Origin of the sequence: Sphingomonas sp. IC-56, from assembly GCF_021043375.1 — a bacterium.
Lineage (GTDB): Bacteria > Pseudomonadota > Alphaproteobacteria > Sphingomonadales > Sphingomonadaceae > Sphingomonas.
The window spans coordinates 1-25,127 of record NZ_JAJNDV010000015.1; the positions used below are offsets into that span (position 1 = coordinate 1).

The following is a 25,127-nucleotide window of genomic DNA, read 5'->3' on the forward strand; positions in this document are numbered from 1 at the left end:
ACCCACACCCGCCCCGCCTGAAACCCCGGCTCAGCCGAGCATCGAGCCCAGCCAACCAGGCCAGCCAGCCAGCCCGCCGCCCGAGATCAATCCACCGACGCCGAACATCGACGTGCCCTCGCCCCAGCCTGGCGGCGACCCCGGCATCGCCCCCGGCCAGCCGATGGCATGAATCCCACAGGAGACGAAGCAATGCCCGACAACAAACTTGAAGGCGAACTGCGCGGCCCGATCACGGACGACGCCGACGATCCCCGGTCCGACATCGAACAGGCCGTACAGGCCCGCTCGGACGAAGCCGATGCGCATGGCGGCGGCGGCACCAGCGGCATTGGCGCTGGCGCGGGCGAGGATGACGGCGTCAGCGGCACCGCAGGCGAAGTGAAGAACCAGGATCGGATGCAGCAATAGCACCCGCCCTGCCTCTCCGCGGCGATACGTGCCGCGGAGAGGCAGGACAACTGAGCCTAGTCAAACATGGATCAATTGTGCTGGTCGCGCCGTTAGGCATAGCGACTGACCGACCCACACCGGGTTCCGAGGGAGCACATGATCGAAAAGCACCTGCTCAAGCTGCGCGCGCGCGACGAGATCAGCGCCGATGAGGAGCAGGCAATCCGCGCCGCAGTTGGCGAAACCGTGATGCTCCCGGCCGAGCACACCTTCATCACCCCCGGCAAGCTGCTCGACCATTCCACGCTCGTGCTCGACGGGATCGTCGCCCGCTACAAGGACCTGAGCGACGGGCAGCGCCAGATCACCGAACTGCATGTCGCCGGTGACTTTGCCGACCTGCACAGCTTCACGCTGCAATATCTCGATCACAGTGTCATGACGCTGACCCCGGCGCGGATCGTGCGGATGCCGCACAAGGCGCTGGCTGAAATCACGGAGCGGTACCCACATCTTACCCGCGTCTATTGGTTCGGAACCAACCTGGACGCCGCCATTCACCGCGAATGGGAGCTCTCGCTCGGGCGCCGCAGCGCGATCCAGCGCATCGCGCACCTGTTCTGCGAGATGCAGGTCCGCCTGCGCATCGTCGGGTTGGCCAGTGAGCGGCATTACGACCTGCCGCTGACGCAGGCGGTACTGGCAGAATGCCTCGGCCTCACGCCAGTGCACGTCAACCGGGTGCTCAAGGAACTGCGCGAAGCCGCCTTGGTCGAATTCCGCAGCGGCCGGGTGACGATCCTCGATCTGCTCGGGCTGCGCGCCATGGCCGATTTCGACCCGTCTTACCTTTACCTCGAGCGCAAGCGCCCGCGCTGAGCCTCAGGAGGTCAACCGCCGAACGCTCAGTATCTTCACCGGCGCGGCGGGCACCTGCCCCTTGAAGGTGCCTGCCAGCGTCTTGGTAGGAGAGATCGGCGCGTCCATGATCTTCACCACCACGTCCATGCCCTCCACAACCCGCGCAAAGGCGGCATAGCCCAGATTGTCGCCGGGCCGCGCCGGATCGGCATCGAACGAGGCCTGGTCCCCTACGCTGATCGTGAACTCGCCGCGCGCAGTGCCCGGCGCCAGCCGCGGCATCGACAGCGTGCCCTCCAGGTGCTTGATTCCCGTCTGGCTGGTGGGCTCATGCTTGATCGGCGGGAACATCCGCGCGGGCGCGTTCTGCACCCCGAACTGCACGAAGCCGAAGCGATGCTGCACCTTCACCGTGCGATAGAAGCTGATCCCGTCTAGCCGCTTGGCATCGACATAGCGCAGGAAATTGCGCGCGGAGATCGGCGCCTTGTCGGCAAACACCTCGACTACGATACGCCCCGCGCTGGTGTCGATCGCCACCCGGGGATTGGCCACCGGCGCGGTCTGCGCGAGCGCTGGCGCGGCGAGGAGGAGACACAGCAGCGACAGGAACAAACGGCGCATGAAACCTCCGCATAGAATCTATCGGCAGCACCTTAGTGCACGCTTTCAGGCATGCAAATGCGCCGAACCCCTCGGCGGGACTGATGCACCGTGCACGATCCGAGCCGACAGGAGCCGTTCACTTGACGTTCACGGAACAGCCCCGTTTCGCCGCCCGTTCCGAGCATCACGAACAATCGGAGTGATGCGTATGAAGATCATTGCTGCACTGGCCCTCGCCAGCACTACCCTTGCCATCGCCGCACCTGCCGCGGCGAGCGATCGCTCCAAGCGCATCACCAACGTCTATGATGACAGCAACTCCTACTGGCTCGACTACAAGACCGACATCAGCGAAGCGAAGCGCGAGTTGCGCAAGGACCTTGCCCGCGCCGACGATGAAGGCGACCGCATCGACGCCTGGCACGAATATCGCCGCGAAGTCGCGGATGCCCGATACGACTTCCAGAAGGAAATGGCCGAACGCGGCGTAGTCGTAAGCCGCCGCGGTCTCGTCAGCGTCGGCGAGTAAACAGCCGGCAAGGACCGCCGCGTAGCGGCGGTCCCGCTATTGCTTAACCTGCCAGCGCCTTCTTCAGCAATTCGTTGACCACCGCCGGATTGGCCTTGCCGCCCATCGCCTTCATCGTCTGACCGACGAAGAAGCCGAACAGCGCTTCCTTGCCGCCGCGATACTGTTCCAGCTGGTTCGGGTTCTTGGCGAGGACCTCGGCGATCACTGCTTCGATCGCGCCGGTGTCGCTGGTCTGCTTGAGCCCGCGCTCCTCGACGATCTTGCCCGGCGCGTCACCGGTCTCGAGCATGATCTCGAAGACCTGCTTGCCCAGGCTTCCCGACAGCGTGCCGTCGCCGACCAGCGCCAGCAGCTCGGCGCCCTGCTCGGGGCTGACCGGGCTCTCATCGATGCCCTTGCCCAGCCGGTTGAGCGCACCGAACAGGTCGGAGATCAGCCAGTTCGCAGTCGCGCGCGCGACTTCCTGCTCGCCCTTCTTCTGCACGCGTGCGCTCTCGGCGAGCAGCGCCTCGAACCACCGGGCGGTATCCGCGTCGGCGGTCAGCACCGCGGCATTGTACGCGCTCAGCCCCAGGTCGCTTTCATAGCGGCGGCGCTTGGCGTCGGGCAATTCGGGCAGGCTCGCCTGGCATGCGTCGAGGAATGCATCGTCCAGCACCAGCGGCAACAGGTCGGGATCGGGGAAGTAGCGATAATCGTGCGCGTCTTCCTTGGAGCGCATCGACCGGGTTTCGCCGCGATCCGGATCGAACAGCCGCGTCTCCTGAACGATACGCCCGCCGCCCTCCAGCACTTCGACCTGGCGCCGCGCCTCGAACTCGATCGCCTGCATGACGAAGCGCACCGAGTTGACGTTCTTGGTCTCCGTCCGCGTGCCGAGTTCGTCGCCGACCTTGCGCACGCTGACGTTCACGTCGGCGCGCATCGACCCCTGGTCCATGTTGCCGTCGCAGCTGCCGACATAGCGCAGCACCGAGCGCAGCTTCGACAGATATGCCCCGGCTTCCGCCGGCGAGCGCATGTCGGGCCGCGACACGATCTCCATCAGCGCCACGCCCGAGCGGTTGAGGTCGACATAGGAGCGCGTCGGATGCTGGTCGTGCATCAGCTTGCCGGCGTCCTGCTCGACATGGATGCGCTCGATGCCGATCGTCTTGGTGAAGGCTTCGGGATCCTTCTCGTCCAGGCTGATCTCCAGCGTGCCCTCGCCTACCAGCGGGTGGTAGAGCTGGCTGATCTGATAGCCCTGCGGCAGATCGGCGTAGAAATAGTTCTTGCGATCGAACCGCGACCATTTGTTGATCACCGCGCCCAGCGCCATGCCGGTGCGCACCGCCTGGCGGATGCACTCCTTGTTCGGCACCGGCAGCATGCCTGGCATCGCAGCATCGACCAGGCTCACCTGGCTGTTCGGCTCCGCCCCGAACGCGGTCGCGGCGCCGGAAAACAGCTTGGCATTGGAAGTGACCTGCGCGTGGACTTCGAGGCCGATCACGACCTCCCACTCGCCGGTGTCGCCCTGAATACGATAGTCGCTCATCTTACCACCATGCCTCCGGCCGTGCCGTGAAGCCTGCCCGTTCTTCGATCGCCAGGCTCGCGTTCAGCACGCCCTGCTCGTCCAGCGGCTTGCCAATGATCTGGAGACCGAGCGGCAGTCCGCTCTTGTCCAGCCCGCCCGGCACGCTCATCGCCGGCAGGCCAGCCAGGCTCGACGGCACCGTGAACACGTCGTTCAAGTACATCGCCAGCGGATCGGCCGACTTCTCGCCCAGCGCGAATGCGGCGCTCGGCGCAGTCGGCGTCAGCAGCAGGTCGCACGCCGTCCACGCATTCTCGAAGTCCTGCGCGATCAGGGTGCGCACCTTCTGCGCCTGGGTGTAATAGGCGTCGTAGAAGCCTGCGGAGAGCACATAGGTGCCGATCAGGATGCGCCGCTTCACTTCGTCGCCGAAACCGGCCGCGCGCGTCGCCGCGTACATGTCCTGCAGGTTCGCGCCCTCGGGCAGCTCGCGCTGGCCATAGCGCACGCCGTCATAGCGCGCGAGATTCGACGACGCCTCCGCCGGGGCGATGATGTAATAGGCCGGCAGCGCGTATTTGGTGTGCGGCAGGGAGACTTCGACGATCTCGGCGCCGGCATCCTTCATCCAGGCGATGCCCTGCTGCCACAGCGCCTCGATCTCCTCGGGCATGCCCTCGACGCGGTATTCCTTGGGGATGCCGATGCGCTTGCCCTTCAGGTCGCCCGAAAGGCCCGCTTCCCACTTGGGAACCGCCAGGTCGAGCGAGGTCGAGTCCTTGGGATCGAAGCCGGCCATATGCTCGAGCAGGATCGCGCAGTCGCGCACGTCGCGCGCCATCGGGCCGGCCTGGTCGAGCGAAGATGCGAACGCCACCACGCCCCAGCGCGAGCAGCGGCCATAGGTCGGCTTGATGCCCGAAATGCCGACGAACGCCGCCGGCTGACGGATCGAGCCGCCAGTGTCGGTGCCGGTTGCGCCCGGCGCAATCCGCGCCGCGACGGCTGATGAACTGCCGCCCGAGGAACCGCCGGGCGCCAGTGGCGCATTGTCGCCGCCACCACGTCGCCACGGCGAGATGACGTTGCCGAAATAGCTGGTCTCGTTGGACGATCCCATCGCGAACTGGTCGAGGTTGAGCTTGCCCAGCATGCCCGCGCCCGCATCCCACAACCGCTGCGACACGGTGGACTCATAGGGCGGCGTGAAGCCTTCCAGGATGTGGCTGGCCGCGGTGGTCTGCACGCCCTTGGTGGCGAACAGGTCCTTCATGCCGATCGGCACACCCGCCAGCGGCTTCAGCGTCTCACCCGCCGCGCGCGCATCGTCGGCAGCCTTGGCGGCGGCCAGCGCATGCTCGGGCGTCTCGACGATGAACGCATTGAGCGGCTTGGCCTTGGCCACCGCGTCGTTGAACGCGTGCGCCACTTCGGTCGCGGAGAAGGTGCCGTCGCGCACGCCGTCGCGCAGCTGCGAGATGCCCAGGTCGGTGATGGTGCTCATTCGACGACCTTCGGCACGGTGAAGAAGCCATGCTCGCCTTGCGGCGCGTTGGCGAGGACCGACGCGCGCTGGTCGGGCTCGGTCACCACGTCCTCGCGCAGGCGCAGGCTGTTGGGGATTACGGCGGTGGTCGGCTCGACATTGGCGGTGTCGACTTCGCCCAGCTGCTCGATCCAGCCCAGGATGTTGTTGAGTTCGGGCGCCAGGCGCTCGGCATCGGCATCGCTGATCGCGATCCGGGCGAGGCTCGCCACTTTCTTTACGGTTGCAGTGTCTACGGACATACGGCGCGGCTAGCATCCCGTGAGCGGCACACGCAACGTTCTTCTTGTGTCGCCGCACTCCGCTTGCATCCGCCACAACCATGCCGCACGGCTAAGCGGTTGCAACCTTCACCCTTCATGCTGCATTGCACAATGGAGACCGCGTTTTGGCCAGGAAGTTTCTGTATGCGATCGCGATCCTGGTAATGCTCGCCCTGGCTTCCGCCTTCGCCTATCGGTTCTACGGCGTGCAGCTGATGCGCCAGTTCATGGTGCCCTCGGGTGATGCCGTGGCGCTGCCGCCCACCGCCGCGGACGCCTATACCAAGCCGGACATGTGGATCGCCCGGCCCGACAAGCCTGGCAACCCGGCACTCTGGACCCCGACCGGCTACACGCCAGCGGCCGATCCCAAGGGCGCGGTGTTCTTCATCCATCCGACTTCGTTCCTCGACACCAAGACCTGGAACGCCCCGCTCGACAATGCCGACGCCAACAACCGCGCGGCGCTGTTCCTGCGCGGTCAGGCGAGTGCGTTCAACTCGGTCGGCGCGGTCTGGGCGCCGCGCTACCGTCAGGCGACCTTCGGCGCCTTTCTCACCAGCAAGGCCAGCGCGCAGAAGGCGCTCGATTTCGCCTATCGCGACGTTCTCGCCGCGTTCGATCAGTTCGTGGCACAAGCCGGCGACCGCCCGATCATTCTGGCCGGCCACAGCCAAGGCGCGCTCCACCTCTCGCGCCTGCTGGTCGACCGGATCGCCGGCCAGCCGATCGCCAAGCGCATCGTCGCCGCCTATGTCGTCGGCTGGCCGGTATCGGTCAGCGCCGATCTCCCGAACATGGGCCTGCCCGCCTGCGCCGCCGCCGACCAGTCTGGCTGCATCCTGTCCTGGCAGAGCTTCGCCGAACCCGCCGACCCGTCGCTGATCGTCGACACCTTCGACGCGACCGCGGGCTTCACCGGCCAACCGCGCGCCGGCACGCCGATGGTGTGCACCAATCCGCTTACTGGCAATCCCGGCGACTCGGCGCCCGCGACCGCCAATCTCGGCACCCTGATTCCCGATCAGAGCTTCCAGTCCGCCCGCCTGGTTACTCAGTCGGTCCCGGCCCGCTGCGACGGCCGTGGCTTCCTGATGATCGGCCGCAACGCACCCGACTTCGGCCAGTATGTTCTGCCCGGCAACAACTACCATGTCTTCGACTACAGCCTGTTCTGGGCCAATATCCGTCAGGACGCGGAGCGCCGGCTAAAGGCGTACGAGCGCTAATCAGGTTTTTTTTGAAGTCGAGAGAGCCAAACGAGCCGTTCAAAATACCCCGTCATCCCGGCCTTGATCCGGGATCCCGCTTCTTCTTCTGCCGGTTGGAGGGCAGCGGGACCCCGGCTCAAGGCCGGGGCGACGAAAGAAGAAGGGACGGCATCAGCCGATCAGTCCCTTCCCCCTCCTCGCGCCACAAAGGATTTGCTAGCGCACTCCCCATGATCACCCTCGAAGCCGCCGACTTCCACGCCGCTCTCCCTGCCGGCGGCCGCCTGCTCGGCCTCGATGTCGGCACCAAGACCATCGGCACGGCGCTTTGCGACGCCGGCTGGAGCTTCGCCTCCCCCGCCCAACTGGTCCGCCGCACCAAGTTCACCAAGGACAAGGCCGAACTCGCGACCCTGATCGCCGCGCAATCGGTAAAGGGCTTGGTCATAGGCCTGCCCCTCAATCTCGACGGCACCGACAGTCCCCGCACGCAATCCACCCGCGCCTTCGCCCGCAACCTGGACGATATGGGGCTCCCTATTCTGCTGTGGGACGAGCGCTGGTCCACCGTGGCAGTCGAGCGCACGCTGATCGAACAGGATTTCAGCCGTGCCCGCCGCGCCGAGATGGTCGACAACATGGCCGCCGCGCACATCCTTCAGGCGGCGATCGACCGCCTCGTCAACGTCTGAGCGCTTCCATCAGCACCTGCTGAAAGCGCCTGGGGTCCTCGACCTGCGGCGCGTGGCCAAGCCCGTCGAGCCGCACCAGCGTCGCGCCCGGTATTCGCTTCACCGCGTCCTCCGCCGCCTGCGGCACCATCCGCACCCTGGCAGGGTCAGGCGCGGTGGTCGCGCGGAACGCGGTCCTGTCGGTCTGCCCGATGATCAGCGTCGTCGGCACGCCCAGCCGCCCCAGTTCCGCCGCCACAGGCTGCGTCTCGATCATGTCCGACAGCCGCGCCTGCGCCTCGCGCACCTTCTCGCCATCAGGGCTGGCATATTGCCCGGCCAGCATCGCCGCCCAGCGATCATAGTCGGCGCGCCAGACGCCGTTGTAATAGTTCTTGCGCTGATAGGCCTTGATCGACGCGGCGTTGGTCTTCGCCTCTTCCGCGCGCAGCTTGCCCAGGTCTGTGTACGGCACGCCCTCGGCCAGCGTGTCGTTCAGCCCCAACGGATTCACCAGCACCAGCCGCTCGACCAGTTCCGGATGAAGCAGCGCAAACCGCACGCCCAGTATGCCGCCGGTGGAGTGCCCGACCAGAACCACCTTCCCCGCGCCGGCTTGGCCAAGCAGTCCCCGCGTCAGTTCGGCAAGCGCATGAAAGCTGTATTGATAGCCGGCCGGCTTGGACGATTTGCAGAACCCGACCTGGTCCGGGGCGATCACCCGGTATCCCTGCGCCGTCATCCCCCGGATGGTCACGCCCCAAGTCGCGGCGCAGAAATTCTTGCCGTGCAACAGCACCAGGGTCGTGCCGTTCGCCTTGGCCGTCGGCGCAACGTCCAGATACGCCATTCGCACGTTCGCGCCTTGTGGCCGCGCCTCGAACCAGCGCACCGGATAGGGATAGTCGAACCGCTCCAGATCGGCACCCAACGGCACCGTCTGCGCGCTCGCCGACCCGGCCAGCAACGCCAGCGCAGCCACACTCAACATCGTCTTCATTCCGAACCCTTCAACTGCGCTCCAGCTGGGCCGCCGCCGAGTCGACGCCGATCACGATCACGCTGAACAGCAGCAATCGTTCTGAATTGCTCACCTCCACCCGCAGATCCTGCCCGATCACCCGCTCGGGCTGGGACGTCAGCACCGCGCCAGCGTGGCGGATCGCGTACAATCGCGCCTGCTCGGCATCGGGAAGCTCGATCCCCTCCGCGGGGGTCTCAGCGACTCCATCGGACAACTGCAAGTGAAACACAGGCATACTGGTCCTCCGCTGAAAATGTAGAATGCGGTGCGACCCACTCCTGTAAGCGTCGACAAGCCCTCCGGGTTCCGACACGATCTGCGTCGAAACCGACCGATCGCTTGCGCCCCGCCCCGCCGCTCGCTACCCGGCGGCTTTAATGCACGCTTCCGATCACAGCCCCGCGGCCCAGCTCCCCGGCCGCGCCGCCTTTCCGCACCGGCACCTGACCGGTATCGCCGGCCTTCAGCCGCATGAGATCACCTTTCTGCTCGACGAAGCTGAGCAATGGGTCGAGGCCAACCGCACCCGCGCCAAGAGCGACAAGCGGCTCGAAGGCCTCACCCAGATCAACGCGTTCTTCGAGAACTCCACGCGCACGCTGCTGTCGTTCGAGATCGCGGGCAAGCGCCTGGGCGCCGACGTGGTCAACATGCACGCCGCCCAATCTAGCGTGAAGAAGGGCGAGACCCTGATCGACACCGCGGTGACGCTCAACGCGATGCGCGCGGACGTCATCGTCATCCGCCATTCCAGTTCGGGCGCGGTCGACTTGATCTCGCAAAAGGTCGACTGCCCGGTGCTCAATGCCGGCGACGGCTGGCATGAGCATCCCACGCAAGCCCTGCTCGACGCGCTCACCATCCGCCGCCGCCGCGGGCGGATCGGGGGCCAGCGCGTGGTGATCTGCGGCGACATCCTGCACAGCCGCGTGGCGCGTTCTAACATGCTCGCCCTGACCGCTCTCGCCGCAGAGGTGCGGGTTGTCGCCCCGCCCACGCTGATGCCTGCCGCGATCGAGCGGATGTTTGTCCAGCCCTTCACCGACTTCGACGAAGCGCTGGAAGGCGCCGACGTCGTGATGATGCTCCGCGTGCAGAACGAGCGCATGGCCGGCGGCTACATTCCCTCCACCCGCGAGTTCCACTTGCGCTACGGCCTCACACCGGAGCGCCTCGCGCGTGCAAAGGACGATGCACTGGTCATGCACCCGGGTCCGATGAACCGCGGCGTGGAGATAGACTCGATCGTCGCGGATCATCCGGAGCGCAGCGCGATCACCGAGCAGGTGGAGATGGGCGTCGCGGTACGCATGGCGTGCCTCGATGTCCTGACCCGAAGGGCGCGTGGCGTGGAGGGTTGGGCATGAAGACGCTCTTCACCAACGCGCGGCTGGTGTGTCCGTTGGGCGGCGTCAGCAATGGCCAGCTTCTTGTAGACGCGGAAACGATCGTCGCCATGGGCGACTTCGAGGCGCCTTCGGACGCGCAAGTTATTGATGTTGCTGGCAAGATACTGGCACCCGCACTCGTCGACCTTGGCGTGTTCGCCGTCGACCGCGCAGCGTGCCGCGCAGGGGGGATCGCGCGAGTCGGGCTGATGCCGGATCAGTCGCCGGTGCTCGACGATCCCGGCATCGTCCGCCGCGCAGCGCTGTCGGGTAAGCCCGCGCTATGGGTGCATCCGATCGCCGCGGCGACGCAGGGGCTGAAGGGCACCGACCTTGCCGAAATGGCGCTCAACGCCTCGGCAGGCGCTCGCGCCGTGGCCACGGGCCGGCGCTGGATCGCGTCATCAGGCACGATGCGCAAGGTGCTGGCCTATGCCCGCGACTGCGGCCTGGCAGTGGTCGCGCATGCAGAGGATGGCGGGTTGACCGACGGCACCGCCGCTACGGAGGGCGAGACCGCCACGCGCCTGGGCCTCCCCGCCGCTCCCGCCATGGCCGAAGCGCTCGCCATCGCCCGCGACCTGATGCTGGCCGAGGAAACCGGCGCCCGCATCCATTTCCGCCAGGTAACCACCGCGGCGGGATTCGACCTGATTCGCGCAGCCAAGCGACGCGGCGTGCGTGTCACCTGCGGCATCACGCCAGCGCATCTGCTGCTGTCCGACATCGCGATCAGCGACTTCCGCACCTATGCGCGCCTCTCGCCTCCCCTGCGCGACGAAAGCGACCGCCAGGCGGCGCGCGAGGCAGTGCGCGACGGCACGGTCGACGTCCTGTCGTCGGGCCATGATCCGCGTGGTCCTGAGGAAAAGCGCCTGCCCTTCGCCGACGCCGAACCCGGCATGTCGGGCGCCGGCACGCTGCTCGCGCTCAGCCTGGGGCTGGTGCGAGACGGCGTGTTGCCGATCGAGCGGCTGTTCGCGCTGCTTGCCCGCAATCCCGCCAAGATCCTGGGGCTGGAGACCGGCACGCTCGAGCCCGGCAAGCCTGCGGACCTGGTCGTGCTGGACGAGGGCAGCCCCTGGCTGATCGACGCCACCCGCATGGCGGCGCGCGCCGGCAATACGCCGTTCGACGGGCTGCCGGTGCAGGGCAAGGTGCTGGCACTGTACAAGGGTGGTACGCTGGTCGACTGAGGCGCCACTGCGCCTCCCAATCCTGCCAGGAGGAGGTGGCGCCCATAGGCATCGCAAGGAGGGAGGTTAGCGATCAACTTGCGCTTGGGAGCCCCCCTCACCGCGCTGCGCGTGCCACCTCGCTTAGCGGTCGCGACAACCTATTCCCAGTAGGGGAAAGCAAGGCAGCTCTCACGGCAAGCCTTGGGGCTCCCGCCATTTCAGCCCGGCCGCCATTCGCTCAGCACGCTGCCGCCCGCATCTTCATAGGCGACCCGGTCCAGCTGGATGGCGACGATGCAGATCGGCCGCTGATCCGGGCCGGAGGCGCGGCACTCGATGGCACGTCCGTTGGGGAAAGAAGCAATCCGGCCTTCCAGCAGCATTCTGAAGCCCCCCTCCGGAGGCGTAAGCGGTGCGTCCCCCTTTGCCCGCAGCGTGTGCTCGTACGGACGGCCATTGCGCCGGCCCAGCCGCGACCCGCCCTGCTCGAACACAGCCGCGAGGCCGACCGTTTGCGGTGACGCCGGCGGAACACCGGTTTGCGAGGGATCGACCTGAACCGCCGGGCAGCGTTCCGAGGCGAGCCAAGGCCGCGGGGTCCAGAACCCTTCCACCGCCTCCCACTGGTCCGACGTGCCTGCCTTTGCGAGCATCGCCGATCCGGCCCAGTTACTCGGCGCCATTCTCAACTGGATCGTCGTGCGGTCCGGTCCCCAGGTCCATGTGGCCAGGCCATCGCCCTCGCCTGCCACCGCCTCCGCCGGAGCCGGTCCATCGCATCCGAAGGGCAGGCGAACCGCGAAGCTGCGCCCGACAAGCGGGTCCGCTGCGGAAGGGACCTTCCCTTCGGCATAGGCCGAAGCCGCCTGTCCGGCAGCACTTACCAGATCCCCGCGCGTCAATGCCTGCGGTGGCGTGAGTGCGACAGGCATTACCGGCGCCTTGGTCGCCACAGGTGCCTCGGTCTGGGCGTTGTTGGCGACGCTATCAGGCGCATCCCGGCCGCAGTTCGCCAGGACCAGGGCCGCCAGCGACAGCGCGGCGGCTGATGCCAAAGGATATCCGGCCTTCGAATTGCGTTCCCGACGAAGCATGACGCACAGGATAGCACCCGCACCGGCACCATGGGAACCATTGTGCCGGCAAGGCTTGACCTTGCCACCGCGGGAAGGTCTGCCTGCCGCATGAGTTTCAACCAGATTGCGGCGCTTGTCGTCCTTGTGGTGGTTGTCGGGGTGCTGATCCACGGCAAGGTCCGCTCGGAAGTCGCCGCGCTGGCCGCTGCGGCATCGCTGATGCTGTTGGGCGTGATCCGGCCGGTCGAAGTGCAGGGCGCGTTCGCAAGCCCGGCGATCATCGCCCTCGCCTGCCTGTTCATCATCGCCTATGCGATCGAACTGTCCGGTCTGCTGGGGCTCCTGATCCGCCAGGCGACGCGCATGTGCGCTCGCCTGGGCAGCGCGGGGCTGTGGCTGGTGCTGGTCCTGTGCGGCGGCGCTTCGGCCTTTCTCAACAACACGCCGATCGTCGTGCTTGCAGCGCCCGTCGTGAAGGATGTGGCAACATCATTGCGCCTGTCGCCCAAGCGGTTCCTGATCCCACTCAGCTACATCACGATCATGGGAGGAGCCTGCACGCTCATCGGATCCTCGACCAATCTGCTCGTGAACGACATGGCCCGAAGCGCCGGGCAGCCGGTGTTCGGCGTGTTCGAAATCACGCCGGTGGGGCTGATCATCGCGGCAGCCGGCGGCCTGTACCTGTTCCTTATCGGTGGCCGGTTGCTCGCCCGCAGCGATGATGGCGCGCCGCCCGGACCGCAGGAACTGCATGAACAAACCGGTGACGGCATGCTGGGCACACCCGCCCTGTTCACCGACCGGCCCTTTGAACTGAGAAAGGCGCTGATCTCGCTTGGCGTGTTCCTGGCCGTCATCCTCGCCGCGGCCGCCGGCGCCACCTCCATCGCCGCAGCGGCATTTGCCGGCGCGGTGCTCCTGATCCTGCTAAAGGTCATCAGCCCCGAAGAGGCCTATGCGGGGCTGCGCCCCGAGGTGTTGTTGCTGATCGCCGGAATGGTGGTGGTCGGTCTCGCCATCGAAGTGACGGGTCTCGCCGCGGCCGGAACGGCGTTGCTGATCGACTTCATCCGCCCGTTCGGGCCGCTGGTCGCGCTTGCCATTCTCTATGGCGTGACGCTGTTCGCGACCGAATTCCTGTCCAACGCCGCGGTCGCCGTGCTGATCACGCCTGTGGCCGTCGCACTGGCTGAGAGCCTGGGAGTCGAGCCCCGCCCCTTCCTGATCGCCGTGATGATGGCCGCCAGTGCCGCCTTTGCCACGCCGTTCGGCTATCAAACCAACGTCCTGGTCTTCCAGGTCGGCAAGTACAAATACATGGATTTCGTACGCGTGGGCGTGCCGCTGAACCTCGTCACCTGGGTTGCCGGGGTGATCGCTATTCCCGTCTTCTTTCCGTTCTAAACGCCGCCACTGCCCTGTTCTATTGCTTGGTTTCGCGGACCAGCGACCAGTCATAGCCGAGCGCTTCGACACGCTTGCGCAGCATGGTCTTCACGTCCGCGCTCGGGTTCGGCTCGCGCGCAAGGACCCACAGATACCGGCCCGACGGCTCGCCCACGATCGACCAGCGGTAATCGTCGGCGCGATCCAATACCCAGTAGGCGCCGTAGAACGGGCCGAAAAACGAGACCTTGAGCTTTGCGCCTGTTTCCCGGTCGACCACCTTGGCCCGGCCCTTGGCAGTCTTCAGCGGACCGTCGACCGCGCCCCGGCGGCAGCGGTTCAGCACCTGGATCGTGTCGCCCTTGCCCGCGGAATAGTCGGCCGTGACTGCCTCGCAGCCCTTCTGGAAGGACGCGTCATAGCGATACAACTCGTACCAGCGGCCGAAGTAGCGGTCGAGATCAACGGACTTTGCCGGCTGCGGAACGTCAGCGTTGCCGACCGGCGGGCGCGACAGCGTCGCACATGCCGACAGTGAGGCGAGCACGCCCAGCGTGGCAATGGTCCTGGCCATCATCACCAAATTCAGGCGCGCGCCACAGGGGCGGCTCTGGTAGAGCCTGCGGCTTTCCTGCCAGCCCAGGCGCCGCCGATGACAAGCACCGCTGCCGCAATGGCAGCAGCGCCGACCAGCTGCTCGACCTGGCCGCCGTCCAGATAGATGGCAGTGAGTGCCCACAGAAACACCAGCGCATAGGGAAGATTGCCGCGCCCGGCGTACAGCGCAGCCGCAGCGATGACGCCGCCCACCACGACCAGCGCAGCGGAGATGACGGGCCCAGCGCTGCCGGCTTCCACCCCGTGGAAGCGGAGACTCGCCGAGATGTTGACGATCGTTGCCACCGTCAGCCACGCCGCCAGCGCGCTCAACGGCAGGTAGACCAGCCAGCGCTCCCCGGCAGACGCCGGCGCGCGCGACGCGAACTGGCGATAGATGATGAGGAGGCAGGTCAGCGTGAACAGTATGATCGCCGCCGACACCGCGCTCAACCCGAAAATCTGCGTGTAAAGCGCCCACAAGGCATTGCCCAGGAACGCGCCAGCCGCGGGCCAGCGGATGCTGGCGAGCAAGGCGTCGTTCCGCTGCGCCGGAAGCGCCTGGTATACCGCGAATAGCGTCGATCCGGTGTAGAGCGCGCCCCAGATCGAGAAGGCCCAGCCGGCCGGGGTCACCAGCGTCTCGACATTGTCGGACTGGGAGCCGATCGACTCCCCGACGCCCAGCTGCGGCAACAACGGCGTCAGGATCTGCAGGGCGGCGCAGACCAGAACGGCGAGGATCGGCAGCATCGCGCTGTGCGGGCGTGTGGACGCGAGGTTGGTCATCGCGCTTCAACGTGCCACCCGATCAACCGTTGCGCAGGCATAATCACCGCCCCGGTTGACACTCCGGGGCGCGGGGCACATCTTCAAGGCATGCAACTTCGCGTGCGCCATCTCCGAAGCCGCTTTCACGCAGGCCAACTCCTCGCGGGCATTTAGCCCCGGGCTCTCCTACGGCATGCCCCGAAGAGCTCGGGGCTCCGGCATTTCACAGGATAGGCCCGCGACGGACTTCGCGCGCGGCGGCACAGGAGACAAGCATGAGCACGACCAAGGCAGCCGCTTCGCGGCCCGAAATCCACATGATCGAAGAGGAAGCCGAGAAGCTTTCGAACCTGGCGATCGGCATCGAGGACCGCTTTCCACAGGTCAGCGAACTCCTTATCCGCGAAACCTCGCGGGCGCGGCTGCACTCGTCCAAAACGATCCCGGCCAATGTGGTGACGATGGGTACGACCGTGGAATTCGTCGACGAGAATAACGGCGCCCGCCGCACGGTGAAGCTCGTCTACCCGAGCGATGCCGACATTTCGGCGGGGCGCATTTCCATCCTCACGCCGGTGGGTGCCGGGCTGATCGGCCTGCGCGAGGGCCAGTCGATCCTGTGGCCGGACCGCGATGGGCAAAAGCGGCGCTTGACCATTCTGAGCGTGCAGCAGGCGCAGGCGGCCTGAGGACGGCCAGCGGGATATGCCGCTGACGATGGGGCACGCCCATCGTCAGCGGGTCAGCTTACTTCTTGTTCTTGCCGTCCTTGCGGTTGCCACGCCAGAACAACAGCCCGGCCACCACCGCGGCCGAACCCACGCCAACGGCAGCACCGATGCCGAGCTGGCGCGACGAATGCGCGCGGCGCTTGCGCGCCTCGGCGGCTTCGCGCGCGGCGGTCACCGCCTCGCCTTCGCCATTATGCACATGCGGCTGCTCTTCGAGGGGATAGGGGGACTGGTTGCCGGTCGGCACGGGCGGTTGTTTGCTCATGGTGCTCTCTAACGTGTCTGGGTGGGGGAGGTTTCAATCCGCGCGCGCACCGGGCGTCCAGGCGGCGGGTTCGGGAGCGGGCGGATCGCCGCTCAGCGTCAGCACATCATAGGCGCTGCCGCCAAGCCCCTCGGTCCGCGCGGACAGGATCGGCGTCGGCGCGTACAGGCCGGGATCGCCGAACGTGTCCTCGACAATCGTCACCGTGCCGCCCTTCGCCGTCAGGTCGAACAGCTGGCGGGCAAAGGTCTTGGGCAGGCGGATACAGCCATGCGAGGCTGGTCTGCCAGGCAGGTCGCCGGCATGCAGCGCGATGCCATCCCAGGTCAGCCGCTGCATGAAGGGCATGGGCGCGTCGCTATACAGGTTGGAGCGGTGAAACTCCTTCTTCTCCAGGATGGTGAACTCGCCCGACGGCGTGTCATGTCCGGGCTTGCCAGTCGATACCGTGGTCACACCCATCAGCTTGTCGGCGCGGAACACATAGGCGCGCTGCTCGGCCAAGCTGACGACGACCGACACACCCGCAGTTTTTGCCGTGCTCGCCGGCACCATTGCGGGATCTTCGAACCAGCGGAACTGCCCGGGCCGCAGCTTCAGCTCGGCCGCGCCTTGTGCCTCTCCGGCCACTTCCGAGGCCGCCGCCGGGCTCGCTGCCAGCATCGGCGCAGTGGCGGCCAACGCAGCAATGAACAGGTGGCGCATCGACATCCCAAACTCCTCGCAAATCCCAGGCGGACGCCCGCCCGCAGCCTTGCTCAACACAGTTAATGCAGATTGGTGCCACTGCCGAATCGCCGCCGCGCTTTCGCTCAAGTTGCTGGAACCATTTACCGATTTGCGCGTGCAAGAACGGCGAGTTGAGTGGTGCACGCGCCGAATCGCCGTGCAGAGTGCCCGCGCCATGCCCATAATTAAGGTGTGTTCTGGTATAGAGCATGCGGGTTCAAAGAAGCGGGCGACAGAAATCGTGGCAGAGATTCTTGAGGTGGCGCAGTCGCGCCGCGCACTCCTTCGATCGGCGGTTTGCGCAGCGGGCGGCCTAGCGGTGTCCTCCTGCGTCGGGCCCGCGGCCAAGTTGGCGGAGGCCCCGCGGCCGATCCCGATCCCGGTTGCTCCGGTTCCCGTGCAGGTCGCAAAGGCGGGGCCCGCAGCGCCCGCCAACATCCGTCCAGAATTGTTCAAGCGCGCGATTGCCGCCCTCGATCGTCATGCCAGCCGCATTCCCACGCATGACCGTGTCGCCATTGTGGACTTTGCCCAGCCTTCGCATCGCCCGCGCCTCCACCTCGTGAACCTCGGCACGGGCGCCTGCGAAAGCTTTCTGGTCTCGCACGGCGTAGGCTCGGACCCCGGCCATACCGGCCTGCTCCAGCGCTTTTCGAACGAGCCCAATTCGGAAGCGAGCTCGGAAGGCGCATTCCTCACCGCCGATTATTATGTCGGCAAGCATGGCGACTCCCAGCGCCTGCTCGGGCTCGATCCCACCAACAACAATGCCTATGACCGCGCCATCGTGGTGCACTCGGCTTGGTATTCCAACGCCGAGATGATCGCCCAGCACGGCAAGCTCGGCCGCAGCCAGGGCTGCTTCGCCGTCGGTGAGCGGGAATTGGCCAAGGTGTTCGAACGCCTGGGCCCGGGCCGCATGATCTACTCAGCCAAGGCATAAGCCGGCGGGCGGCGAGCACCTGCCGCCCGATTTCCTTATCGCCTATCAAGCGTTTTGGGCGCGAGATTTCCGCGCCCTCCCAACCCTTTATCGCGTTCATCGCTGCGCCGCTGGGATCGAAGCCCTCCCAGCGGGGTTGGCAGCGTCACGAAACCGGTATTAGGGACCATGCCATGACCGAGACGCTGTCGCCCGTGCTTCCCAACGAGGTTGAAGAGGGCGCGCGCAAGCTGCTGGAACGCGCCTGTGATCGCGAGCTCACCCTCGCCACCGCCGAAAGCTGCACCGGCGGCCTGCTTGCCTCGCTGCTCACCGATGTGGAGGGTGCCAGCCACGCCTTCGAACGCGGCTTCGTCGTCTACACCAACGAAGCCAAGTCGGAGCTGCTCGGCATCCCGCTCGAGATGATCGAACGCGAGAACGCAGTCAGCGAGCCCGTGGCCCGCGCCATGGCCGAAGGCGCGCTGAAAGCCAGCCGGGCGGACGTTGCTCTGTCGGTCACTGGCTTTGCGGGCGCAGGCGCACCGGGCGACGAGCCGGGCCTGGTCCATTTCGGCTGCGCACGCACCGGCCGCCCCACCACCCACCGCGAGATGCACTTCGGTGACGTAGGCCGCGGGCCGGTCCGCATCGAGTGCCTGCGCACCGCCCTCAAGATGCTCGAAGAGGCCCTTGCATGACCGACACGCACCCCTTCTACGCCCTGCACCATCAGGGCATGGTCCGAGTCGGGGTCTGTACGCCCGCGGTGCGCGTTGCCGATCCGATTGCCAATGCCCGCTCCGCCATCGATCTGGCGCGTGAGGGCGATGCACGCGGCGCCGATCTGCTGGTGTTCCCCGAACTCAACATCACCAGCTACGCGATCGACGATCTCCACCTTCAGGACGCCGTGCTGGACGCCAGCGAGGCTGGCATCGCCGAAGTGCTGGAGGCCAGCCGCGAGCTGAAGCCGGTGCTGCTGCTGGGCGCTGCGCTTCGCCGCAACGGCCGCCTCTACAATTGCGGGCTGGCGGTATCGCGGGGCAAGATCCTGGGCGTCGTCCCCAAGCAGTTCCTCCCCAATTACCGCGAATATTATGAGAAGCGCTGGTTCGCCTCGGGCCAGGGGCTGACCGACCTCCAGATCGAAGTCGCTGGCCAGCTCGTGCCGTTCGGCACCAACCTGATCTTCGAAGCATCCGACGTGGACGACTTCATCTTCCACATGGAGATTTGCGAGGACTACTGGGCCCCTACTCCGCCCTCCACCGAGGGCGCACTGGCCGGCGCGCTGGTGCTGTGCAACCTGTCGGCCTCCAACATCGTCATCGGCAAGGGACGCGAGCGCGAACTCCTGTGCGGCTCGCAATCGGCGCGCACCCTGTCCGCCTACGCCTATTCGGCCTCGGGCCCCGGCGAGAGCACGACCGATCTCGCCTGGGATGGTCAGGGCATCATCTACGAAGTGGGCGAGCAGATCGCCGCATCCGAACGGTTCGAGATGACCACCGGACTGGTCTGCGCCGATATCGACCTCGAACGCCTGCGCCATGATCGCATGCGCAACGGCACCTTCAACGACAGCGCTCGCGCCTGCGGCCATCCCGAAACCCGTTTCCAGCGCATCCGCTTCGAACATGGCTCGGACCTCCGCGACACTGGACTGGAACGTGGTCTGCGCCGCTTCCCGTTCGTGCCCAACAACCCCGCGCGGCTGGAAGAGGATTGCTACGAAGCCTTCAACATCCAGGTAGAGGGCCTACGCAAGCGGCTGGAGGCAACCGGAGCCAAGCATCTGGTGATCGGGGTTTCAGGCGGCCTGGACTCCACCCACGCGCTGATCGTGGCGTGCAAGGCGATGGACCGGCTCGGCCGACCGCGCTCGGAGATCCTGGGCTTCACCATGCCGGGCTTCGCCACCGGCGAGGAAACCAAGTCCAACGCCTGGGCACTGATGAACGCGCTTGGCGTCACCGGCGAGGAAATCGACATCCGCCCCGCCGCCCGGCAGATGCTGTCGGACATGGGCCACCCCTTTGCGGGCGGCGAGCCGGTCTATGACGTGACGTTCGAGAATGTGCAGGCGGGCCTGCGCACCGACTATCTGTTCCGCCTCGCCAATCAGCGCGAAGGCTTTGTGGTCGGCACCGGCGACTTGTCCGAACTTGCGCTTGGCTGGTGCACCTATGGCGTCGGCGACCAGATGAGCCACTACACCGTCAATTCGGGCGTGCCCAAGACGCTGATCCAGTATCTGATCCGCTGGACCGCCACCAGCGGGCAGTTCGATGGTGACGCAGCGACGACGTTGCTCGCCATCCTAGATACCGAGATCTCGCCCGAACTGGTGCCCGCCGATGCGGAGGGCAACATGCAGAGCACGCAGGACCGAATCGGCCCCTACGAACTGCACGACTTCTTCCTGCACTATGTCGTGCGCCACGGCCTGCGCCCGTCAAAGATCGCGTTCCTTGCCTGGCATGCCTGGCGCGACCGCGATGCCGGGCACTGGCCGGTCGACTTCCCGGAGGCGAGCCGCAATCAGTATGACCTCGCGACCATCACCAAATGGCTGGAGGTTTTCCTGTTCCGCTTCTTCCAGACCAGCCAGTTCAAGCGTTCCGCACTGCCCAACGGGCCCAAGGTTTCCCCGGGCGGCGCTCTGAGCCCGCGCGGCGACTGGCGCGCGCCGTCGGACAGCGTCGCCACCGCATGGCTGGACGAACTGCGCCGTAATGTGCCGGTAGAAGGAAGCTAACAGGGTAGCGCTCCGGGCAACCGGAGCGCTGCCAGCTAGAAGTGCCGCCCGAGCAACTCGTTCACGCGCCGCAGCAGCTCGTTCGAATCGAACGGCTTGCGCAACAGTGCCGGGCGAGCGCCATGTACGCGCTCAAGGTTCGGCGCATCGGCAAAGCCGGTCGCCACCAGGATCGGCAGGTCGACGCGCCGCTCGCGGACATGGCCCGCCACTTCGGCACCGCTCATGCCCGGCATGGCAAAATCCACGATCAGGATGTCGGGCGCTTCGGCCTCCACCAGCGCTACACCGTCGGGTCCGCTGCCCGCCTCGATCACCCGAGCGCCAGCGGCAGCCAAGGTCTCGGCGATCGTCGCGCGCACCTGGGCATCATCGTCGACCAGCGCGACCGTGATGCCGTTCAGGTCGACGCGGACATCGCTGAACTGCTCTTCAATCGCCGCGCGGGGCGGCTCGCTCTTAGCTACGGGCAGGTACAGCGTGACGCGGGTGCCCTCGCCTTCGCGGGACTCCACCGTCATCGCGCCGCCCATCCGGCGCAGCACTTCGCTCGCCATCGACAGCCCCATGCCGCCCGGGCCGGCATCTTCCTGCTGGAACGACAAAGGTTCCAGCGCGCGCGAAACTGCCTCGGCGCTCATGCCCCTGCCGGTATCGGTCAGATGCAGCGCGATATACTCGCCTGAGGTCAGCTCCGCGGGCACGCTGCCGCGCGCGCGTTCCGCCGACAGCGTCAGCACACCGCCATCGGGCATCGCTTCGCGCGCGTTGAAGGCCAGGTTCAGGATTGCCAGTTCCAGCTGCAGCGCATCGACCTGCACGTTCCAGCTTGTGTCGATCGGCTCGACTGCCACCTGCGCCAGCGGCGCCACCGCGCGCTCGGCAAGCTCGCGCACACCACCAATCAGCTCCACCAGCCGCACCGGCCCGGACACCGACTGCTGCCGGCGCGAAAATGCCAGCAACTGCCCCGTAACCGCGCGTCCGCGCTCCACCGCATCGAGCGCGCTCGCGCTCCAGCGCACGACCCGGTCGGGATCGTCGGCCCGGCGCGCGATCAGCTCCAGATTGCCGGCGATCGCCTGCAACAGATTGTTGAAGTCATGCGCGATCCCGCCGGTCAGCTGCCCCGCGGCTTCCAGCTTCTTGGCATGCACCAGCGCGATCTCGGTCTGCCGGCGCTGCTCGGTTTCCTGGCGAAGCTGCGCCACGGCGCCATCGCGCTCGGCGCTGACGGCGGCAAGCTGTCCGCGCAGTTCCACCATTGCCTGTGCGCGTGGCAGGGCGGCAGCGCGGGGCAGCAGCGCCCAGGCGGTAACCGCGCTCGCCACCCCGAATAGTGTCGCGATGATCCGCAGCGCGGTCTCCAGCACCGGCACCGCCTGCCAGGGCGACCACGCCGCAAGCAGATGCACCAGCCCATAAGCCATCAGGAACTTGACGAAACACCAGAGCGGCCAGCCCAGCGGCACATCGCCGCGGCGGAATGCCAAAGTCACCAGCGCCGCCAGGATCGCCAAAAAGGACAATCCTGTCACCATGTCGGTAACCACACCGGTCCAGATCAGCGCCGGCTCGGCCATTACGTGGGTCGCAGCATCCTCCGTCGCCGGAACAGCTGCAATCAAACTAACCATCGTCGAGTCCTTGGCGCTAGCAATCGCGCCGTTGAGCAAATTACCCGAATTTGCAAGGCGGTGAACCTAAGGATTCGCCCGGGGTCGTTACAAACGCAACTTATTTACGTTTTCGACAGAAGTGCCCTCCTGACGGGCCTGAGCGCACGTCCCTGCCCTGTTTAGCTTTTGGTCACCCCCCTTCGGATATTGCGGTCTGAATCGAGGAAAAGATCCATGTCGTCGCAAAAAGAAGAAGCTCGCCTCGATGCGCTGTGCCGGTTGAGCCTGCTCGACACCTCGCCGAGCGAGAGTTTCGACCGCATCACCCGCATGGCCAGCCAGATCTTCGGCCTTCCCATGGCTGCGATTTCGCTAACTGACATCGACCGCCAATGGTTCAAGTCGCGGGTCGGCATCGATCACTGGTCAATCCCCCGTCACAAGGCGCCCTGTGCGCACGTCGCCGAAAGCGGGTCCGCAGTACTCCTCCCCGATCTCCTAGCATCCGCCCAGTACGACGACAGCGTCCTCGCCGATCAGGGCATCCGCTTCTATGCCGGCGCGCCGCTCACCACGCGAGAGGGGCACAGCCTGGGGGCCCTCTGCGTGCTTGGAACCGAGCCGCGGGAAACCACGGCCGAAGAGATGAAGGCGCTCACGGATCTGGCCAGCATGGTGATGGACCAGATCGAACTCCAGCACGCCTTTGGCCGGGTCGATCCGCTCAGCGGCCTCCCAAACCGCAACCAGTTTCTCGACGACCTCGCCGATCTCGGCCGCGACCATCCCGGGCAGCAGCGCCTTGCTGTGCTGGTCGATCTGGCGCGCAGCGACCAGTTGACCAGTGGCATGCGCGTCATGGGCTCGGACTATCTCGACGCCATCATCCGCAGATCGGCCAGCACCATTGCGGCTGCCATAGCGCCTGACCGCCAAGCCTATCATGTCGGCGCGACGCAGTTCGCGTTTCTCGCGCCGCTCGACGCCGAGGAGAGCAGCTATGTCGAGCATGTAAGCAAGCTTCTTCAGCACTTCGACGCGGCGTCGAAGGAGCGCTTCATGATGACCAGCACGATCGGCATAGCACCCTTCGTCACGGGACAGGCAAGCCCGGCCTCGGTGCTGCGCCGCGCGCACAGTGCCGCCCAGGACGCCCGCCTCTCGCCCGCTCTGGTATGCATCTATTCGGCCGACATGGACGAAACGCACCGTCGCCGCTTCCGCCTCCTCAACGACTTCGGCGCGGCCCTGGATACCGGAACGCATCTGTCGCTCGCCTATCAGCCGCGCGTGGACCTGCGCACCGGCGCCTGTCTGGGCGTAGAGGCCTTGCTGCGCTGGGACCACCCTACCCTCGGACCCATCTCGCCTGCCGAATTCATTCCCATCGTCGAGCAAACGGCGCTGGCCGGACCGACCACCGCCTGGGTGATGAACACCGGTCTGAAGCAGCTTCGCGCCTGGCGTGCCGCGGGGCTCGACATCCAGCTGGCCATCAACGTGTCGGCCCATAATCTTCAGCAGCCCGACTTCGCCGCGCAGGTGCAGTTGCAGCTGCTCAAGCATCGCGTGCCCGCCGCCGCGCTCGAGCTGGAAGTCACCGAAAGCGCGATGATGGAGAATGTCGACGACGCGCTCGCCCAGGTCACCCTGCTGAGCGAAGCCGGCATTCAGATCGCCATCGACGACTTCGGCACCGGCTATAGCAGCCTGGCCTATCTCCAGCGCCTGCCCGCCCATGTGCTCAAGATCGACCGCTCCTTCATTCAGGACGTGATGACCGGCACGCGCGAGCGGACGCTCGTCGCCTCCATGCTCACGCTCGCCCATGATCTCGGCTACCGCGTCGTCGCCGAGGGGATCGAGACCGAGGAAGCGCGCGAGATCGTCACGCAGATGGGCTGCGAGGAAGGACAGGGCTTCCTGTTCGCCCGCCCCATGCCCGCGCAGGCGTTCCTGGACTGGTACGCGGCCCAGGCCGATATCAGGTCCCGCGCCGCCTGAACTCAGGCAAACGCCAGCCGCTGCCCCTGCGCGGCACTGCGCCGCGCCAGTTCGATGATGCGCAGCCCCAGGATCGCATGCTCGGCAGACACCGGCGGCGCCGCGCCGCCCGCGATCGCCGACACCACCCCTTCATAAAAGCACCGGTACGCACCCCGCGCGGACACCACCATCTCGCGGCTGCCATCGGGCAGCGTCAGCGCGCCGTGGTTCGCCGGGTCCTCCACCCCGTGCCCCGCGTCCTCGAGCCTGCCCCCTGAGCGCATCGCCGCTTCCTGCGGGTCCAGCCCGAACTTCACAAAGCTCCCGCCACGGCCATGGATGCTGAACCGCGGCCGTGGCGCCGCGATCATCCGGGAGGAAGCGAGCACCACCCGCCGCTCGCCATAAAACAGCGTCACCGTGAAATAATCGTCGACCTCGCTCCCCTCGCGCTGCGCCGCCAGGTCGCCGCTCACGGCGTCGGGCTCCCCGAACAGTAACAGCGCCTGGTCGACCAAATGCGGTCCCAAATCGGCAAGCTGCCCCGCCCCCGCACTTTCCTTCCACGGCTGCGATCGCTCGGGCCGGAACCGGTCCCAATGCGCCTCGAACAACAGTATCTCGCCCAGCCGTCCACGCTCGATCAACCTGCGCACCGTCTGGAAATCGCTGTCCCATCGCCGGTTGTGAAACGGGATCGCAAGCAACCCCTTGGCCCGCGCGAGCTCTGCCAGCGCCTCGGCCTCCGCCACGCTCCCGGCAAAGGGCTTGTCGATCACCACATGCTTGCCGGCCTCCAGCGCGTCGCGGGCAAGCGCATAGTGGGTGGCGTTGGGCGTCGAGATCACCACCAGCTCGATTTCCGGGTCGCCGATCACCGCCTGCGCGCTGGACACCGCCGCCTCGGGATAGGTGGCCCGCACCGCGTCCGCACGCGATGTCGCCACCGCCGCCAGGCTCAGCCCCTCGACCGCCTGGATCAGCGGCGCGTGAAATGCCGATCCCCCCAGGCCGAACCCGATAAGTCCCGTGCGGATCATGCCACTTCCTTCTTCAGACTTCCCGCCGCGATCGGGCGATCCGTCT

General features: G+C 66.5%; 26 protein-coding genes. 13 read left to right on the forward strand and 13 right to left on the reverse strand.

From position 1 onward, the window contains the following. Positions 1-192 precede the first annotated feature (192 nt). The gene (locus LQ953_RS15695; RefSeq protein ID WP_231031933.1) at positions 193-411 is read left to right on the forward strand and encodes a hypothetical protein; all 219 of its coding nucleotides are present in this window, start codon (positions 193-195) and stop codon (positions 409-411) included. 138 nt (positions 412-549) lie between these two features. Next, positions 550-1,272, forward strand: coding sequence for a Crp/Fnr family transcriptional regulator (locus LQ953_RS15700; RefSeq protein WP_231031934.1), 723 nt, complete (start codon positions 550-552; stop codon positions 1,270-1,272). A 3-nt stretch (positions 1,273-1,275) separates the two neighbouring features. On the opposite strand, the gene LQ953_RS15705 is transcribed toward LQ953_RS15700, so the two are convergent. Next, positions 1,276-1,878 (reverse strand): peptidylprolyl isomerase, encoded by a 603-nt coding sequence (locus tag LQ953_RS15705; protein WP_231031935.1) that lies wholly within the window; start codon positions 1,876-1,878, stop codon positions 1,276-1,278. A gap of 190 nt (positions 1,879-2,068) precedes the next feature. Between LQ953_RS15705 and LQ953_RS15710 the strand changes: the two genes are divergently transcribed. Further along, on the forward strand, positions 2,069-2,389 hold the full coding sequence (locus LQ953_RS15710) for a hypothetical protein (protein ID WP_231031936.1): 321 nt from the start codon (positions 2,069-2,071) through the stop codon (positions 2,387-2,389). A 43-nt stretch (positions 2,390-2,432) separates the two neighbouring features. Here LQ953_RS15710 and gatB read toward each other — a convergent pair whose 3' ends face one another. The 3 genes from gatB to gatC are packed head-to-tail and all read right to left on the reverse strand — an operon-like array spanning position 2,433 to position 5,702. After that, positions 2,433-3,932, reverse strand: a complete 1,500-nt coding sequence (gene gatB / locus LQ953_RS15715) for an Asp-tRNA(Asn)/Glu-tRNA(Gln) amidotransferase subunit GatB (protein WP_231031937.1) — start codon at positions 3,930-3,932, stop codon at positions 2,433-2,435. A 1-nt stretch (position 3,933) separates the two neighbouring features. Continuing rightward, complete coding sequence (gatA, locus tag LQ953_RS15720; protein ID WP_231031938.1) at positions 3,934-5,418, reverse strand: Asp-tRNA(Asn)/Glu-tRNA(Gln) amidotransferase subunit GatA; 1,485 nt, start codon at positions 5,416-5,418, stop codon at positions 3,934-3,936. Beyond that, the gene (gatC, locus tag LQ953_RS15725; RefSeq protein ID WP_231031939.1) at positions 5,415-5,702 is read right to left on the reverse strand and encodes an Asp-tRNA(Asn)/Glu-tRNA(Gln) amidotransferase subunit GatC; all 288 of its coding nucleotides are present in this window, start codon (positions 5,700-5,702) and stop codon (positions 5,415-5,417) included. Before gatC ends, gatA begins: the two co-directional genes overlap by 4 nt. Before the next feature lie 146 nt (positions 5,703-5,848). Between gatC and LQ953_RS15730 the strand changes: the two genes are divergently transcribed. Beyond that, positions 5,849-6,952 (forward strand): DUF3089 domain-containing protein, encoded by a 1,104-nt coding sequence (locus LQ953_RS15730; protein ID WP_231031940.1) that lies wholly within the window; start codon positions 5,849-5,851, stop codon positions 6,950-6,952. Between the two features lie 212 nt (positions 6,953-7,164). Continuing rightward, positions 7,165-7,626: a Holliday junction resolvase RuvX gene (gene ruvX / locus LQ953_RS15735; RefSeq protein ID WP_231031941.1), complete on the forward strand. Its 462-nt coding sequence runs from the start codon at positions 7,165-7,167 to the stop codon at positions 7,624-7,626. Here the strand turns inward: ruvX and LQ953_RS15740 are convergent. Both LQ953_RS15740 and LQ953_RS15745 read right to left on the reverse strand, forming a co-directional pair. Then, entirely contained in the window at positions 7,616-8,605 is a 990-nt protein-coding gene (locus tag LQ953_RS15740) for an alpha/beta fold hydrolase (protein ID WP_443026588.1), read from the reverse strand. The genes ruvX and LQ953_RS15740 overlap by 11 nt on opposite strands. Before the next feature lie 10 nt (positions 8,606-8,615). Next, on the reverse strand, positions 8,616-8,864 hold the full coding sequence (locus LQ953_RS15745) for a DUF6894 family protein (RefSeq protein ID WP_231031942.1): 249 nt from the start codon (positions 8,862-8,864) through the stop codon (positions 8,616-8,618). Positions 8,865-9,006: 142 nt separating this feature from the next. Here LQ953_RS15745 and LQ953_RS15750 point away from each other — a divergent pair, with 142 nt between their 5' ends. Together LQ953_RS15750 and LQ953_RS15755 are read left to right on the forward strand one after the other, a co-directional pair. Beyond that, positions 9,007-9,996, forward strand: a complete 990-nt coding sequence (locus tag LQ953_RS15750) for an aspartate carbamoyltransferase catalytic subunit (protein ID WP_231031943.1) — start codon at positions 9,007-9,009, stop codon at positions 9,994-9,996. Further along, on the forward strand, positions 9,993-11,213 hold the full coding sequence (locus tag LQ953_RS15755) for a dihydroorotase (protein ID WP_231031944.1): 1,221 nt from the start codon (positions 9,993-9,995) through the stop codon (positions 11,211-11,213). Before LQ953_RS15750 ends, LQ953_RS15755 begins: the two co-directional genes overlap by 4 nt. Before the next feature lie 200 nt (positions 11,214-11,413). On the opposite strand, the gene LQ953_RS15760 is transcribed toward LQ953_RS15755, so the two are convergent. Then, positions 11,414-12,250: a hypothetical protein gene (locus LQ953_RS15760; RefSeq protein ID WP_231031945.1), complete on the reverse strand. Its 837-nt coding sequence runs from the start codon at positions 12,248-12,250 to the stop codon at positions 11,414-11,416. A gap of 129 nt (positions 12,251-12,379) precedes the next feature. On the opposite strand from LQ953_RS15760, the gene LQ953_RS15765 reads away from it, so the two are divergent. After that, a complete protein-coding gene (locus LQ953_RS15765; protein WP_231031946.1) occupies positions 12,380-13,678 on the forward strand; it encodes an SLC13 family permease in 1,299 nt (432 codons plus the stop codon). 19 nt (positions 13,679-13,697) lie between these two features. On the opposite strand, the gene LQ953_RS15770 is transcribed toward LQ953_RS15765, so the two are convergent. Further along, a complete protein-coding gene (locus LQ953_RS15770; RefSeq protein WP_231031947.1) occupies positions 13,698-14,237 on the reverse strand; it encodes a lipocalin family protein in 540 nt (179 codons plus the stop codon). A gap of 8 nt (positions 14,238-14,245) precedes the next feature. Next, the gene (locus tag LQ953_RS15775; protein ID WP_231031948.1) at positions 14,246-15,046 is read right to left on the reverse strand and encodes a hypothetical protein; all 801 of its coding nucleotides are present in this window, start codon (positions 15,044-15,046) and stop codon (positions 14,246-14,248) included. A 257-nt stretch (positions 15,047-15,303) separates the two neighbouring features. Here LQ953_RS15775 and rnk point away from each other — a divergent pair, with 257 nt between their 5' ends. Next, positions 15,304-15,717, forward strand: coding sequence for a nucleoside diphosphate kinase regulator (gene rnk / locus LQ953_RS15780; protein WP_231031949.1), 414 nt, complete (start codon positions 15,304-15,306; stop codon positions 15,715-15,717). Positions 15,718-15,775: 58 nt separating this feature from the next. On the opposite strand, the gene LQ953_RS15785 is transcribed toward rnk, so the two are convergent. Both LQ953_RS15785 and LQ953_RS15790 read right to left on the reverse strand, forming a co-directional pair. Continuing rightward, entirely contained in the window at positions 15,776-16,024 is a 249-nt protein-coding gene (locus LQ953_RS15785; RefSeq protein ID WP_231031950.1) for a hypothetical protein, read from the reverse strand. Between the two features lie 33 nt (positions 16,025-16,057). Continuing rightward, entirely contained in the window at positions 16,058-16,735 is a 678-nt protein-coding gene (locus tag LQ953_RS15790; RefSeq protein WP_231031951.1) for a L,D-transpeptidase family protein, read from the reverse strand. 259 nt (positions 16,736-16,994) lie between these two features. Between LQ953_RS15790 and LQ953_RS15795 the strand changes: the two genes are divergently transcribed. The 3 genes from LQ953_RS15795 (at position 16,995) to LQ953_RS15805 (ending at position 20,436) form a co-directional block, all read left to right on the forward strand. Beyond that, on the forward strand, positions 16,995-17,696 hold the full coding sequence (locus LQ953_RS15795; RefSeq protein ID WP_231031952.1) for a murein L,D-transpeptidase catalytic domain family protein: 702 nt from the start codon (positions 16,995-16,997) through the stop codon (positions 17,694-17,696). Positions 17,697-17,869: 173 nt separating this feature from the next. Then, positions 17,870-18,376 carry a CinA family protein gene (locus LQ953_RS15800; protein ID WP_231031953.1) on the forward strand — a complete coding sequence of 169 codons (507 nt, stop codon included), beginning with the start codon at positions 17,870-17,872 and terminating at the stop codon, positions 18,374-18,376. Continuing rightward, positions 18,373-20,436 carry an NAD(+) synthase gene (locus LQ953_RS15805; RefSeq protein ID WP_231031954.1) on the forward strand — a complete coding sequence of 688 codons (2,064 nt, stop codon included), beginning with the start codon at positions 18,373-18,375 and terminating at the stop codon, positions 20,434-20,436. The genes LQ953_RS15800 and LQ953_RS15805 overlap by 4 nt, the downstream gene beginning before the upstream one ends. A 35-nt stretch (positions 20,437-20,471) precedes the next feature. On the opposite strand, the gene LQ953_RS15810 is transcribed toward LQ953_RS15805, so the two are convergent. Beyond that, the gene (locus tag LQ953_RS15810; RefSeq protein WP_231031955.1) at positions 20,472-22,073 is read right to left on the reverse strand and encodes a response regulator; all 1,602 of its coding nucleotides are present in this window, start codon (positions 22,071-22,073) and stop codon (positions 20,472-20,474) included. Positions 22,074-22,289: 216 nt separating this feature from the next. Between LQ953_RS15810 and LQ953_RS15815 the strand changes: the two genes are divergently transcribed. Next, positions 22,290-24,059, forward strand: coding sequence for a sensor domain-containing phosphodiesterase (locus tag LQ953_RS15815; RefSeq protein WP_231031956.1), 1,770 nt, complete (start codon positions 22,290-22,292; stop codon positions 24,057-24,059). Between the two features lie 2 nt (positions 24,060-24,061). Here the strand turns inward: LQ953_RS15815 and LQ953_RS15820 are convergent, their stop codons facing one another. After that, positions 24,062-25,081, reverse strand: a complete 1,020-nt coding sequence (locus tag LQ953_RS15820; RefSeq protein WP_231031957.1) for an oxidoreductase — start codon at positions 25,079-25,081, stop codon at positions 24,062-24,064. Positions 25,082-25,127 lie beyond the last annotated feature (46 nt).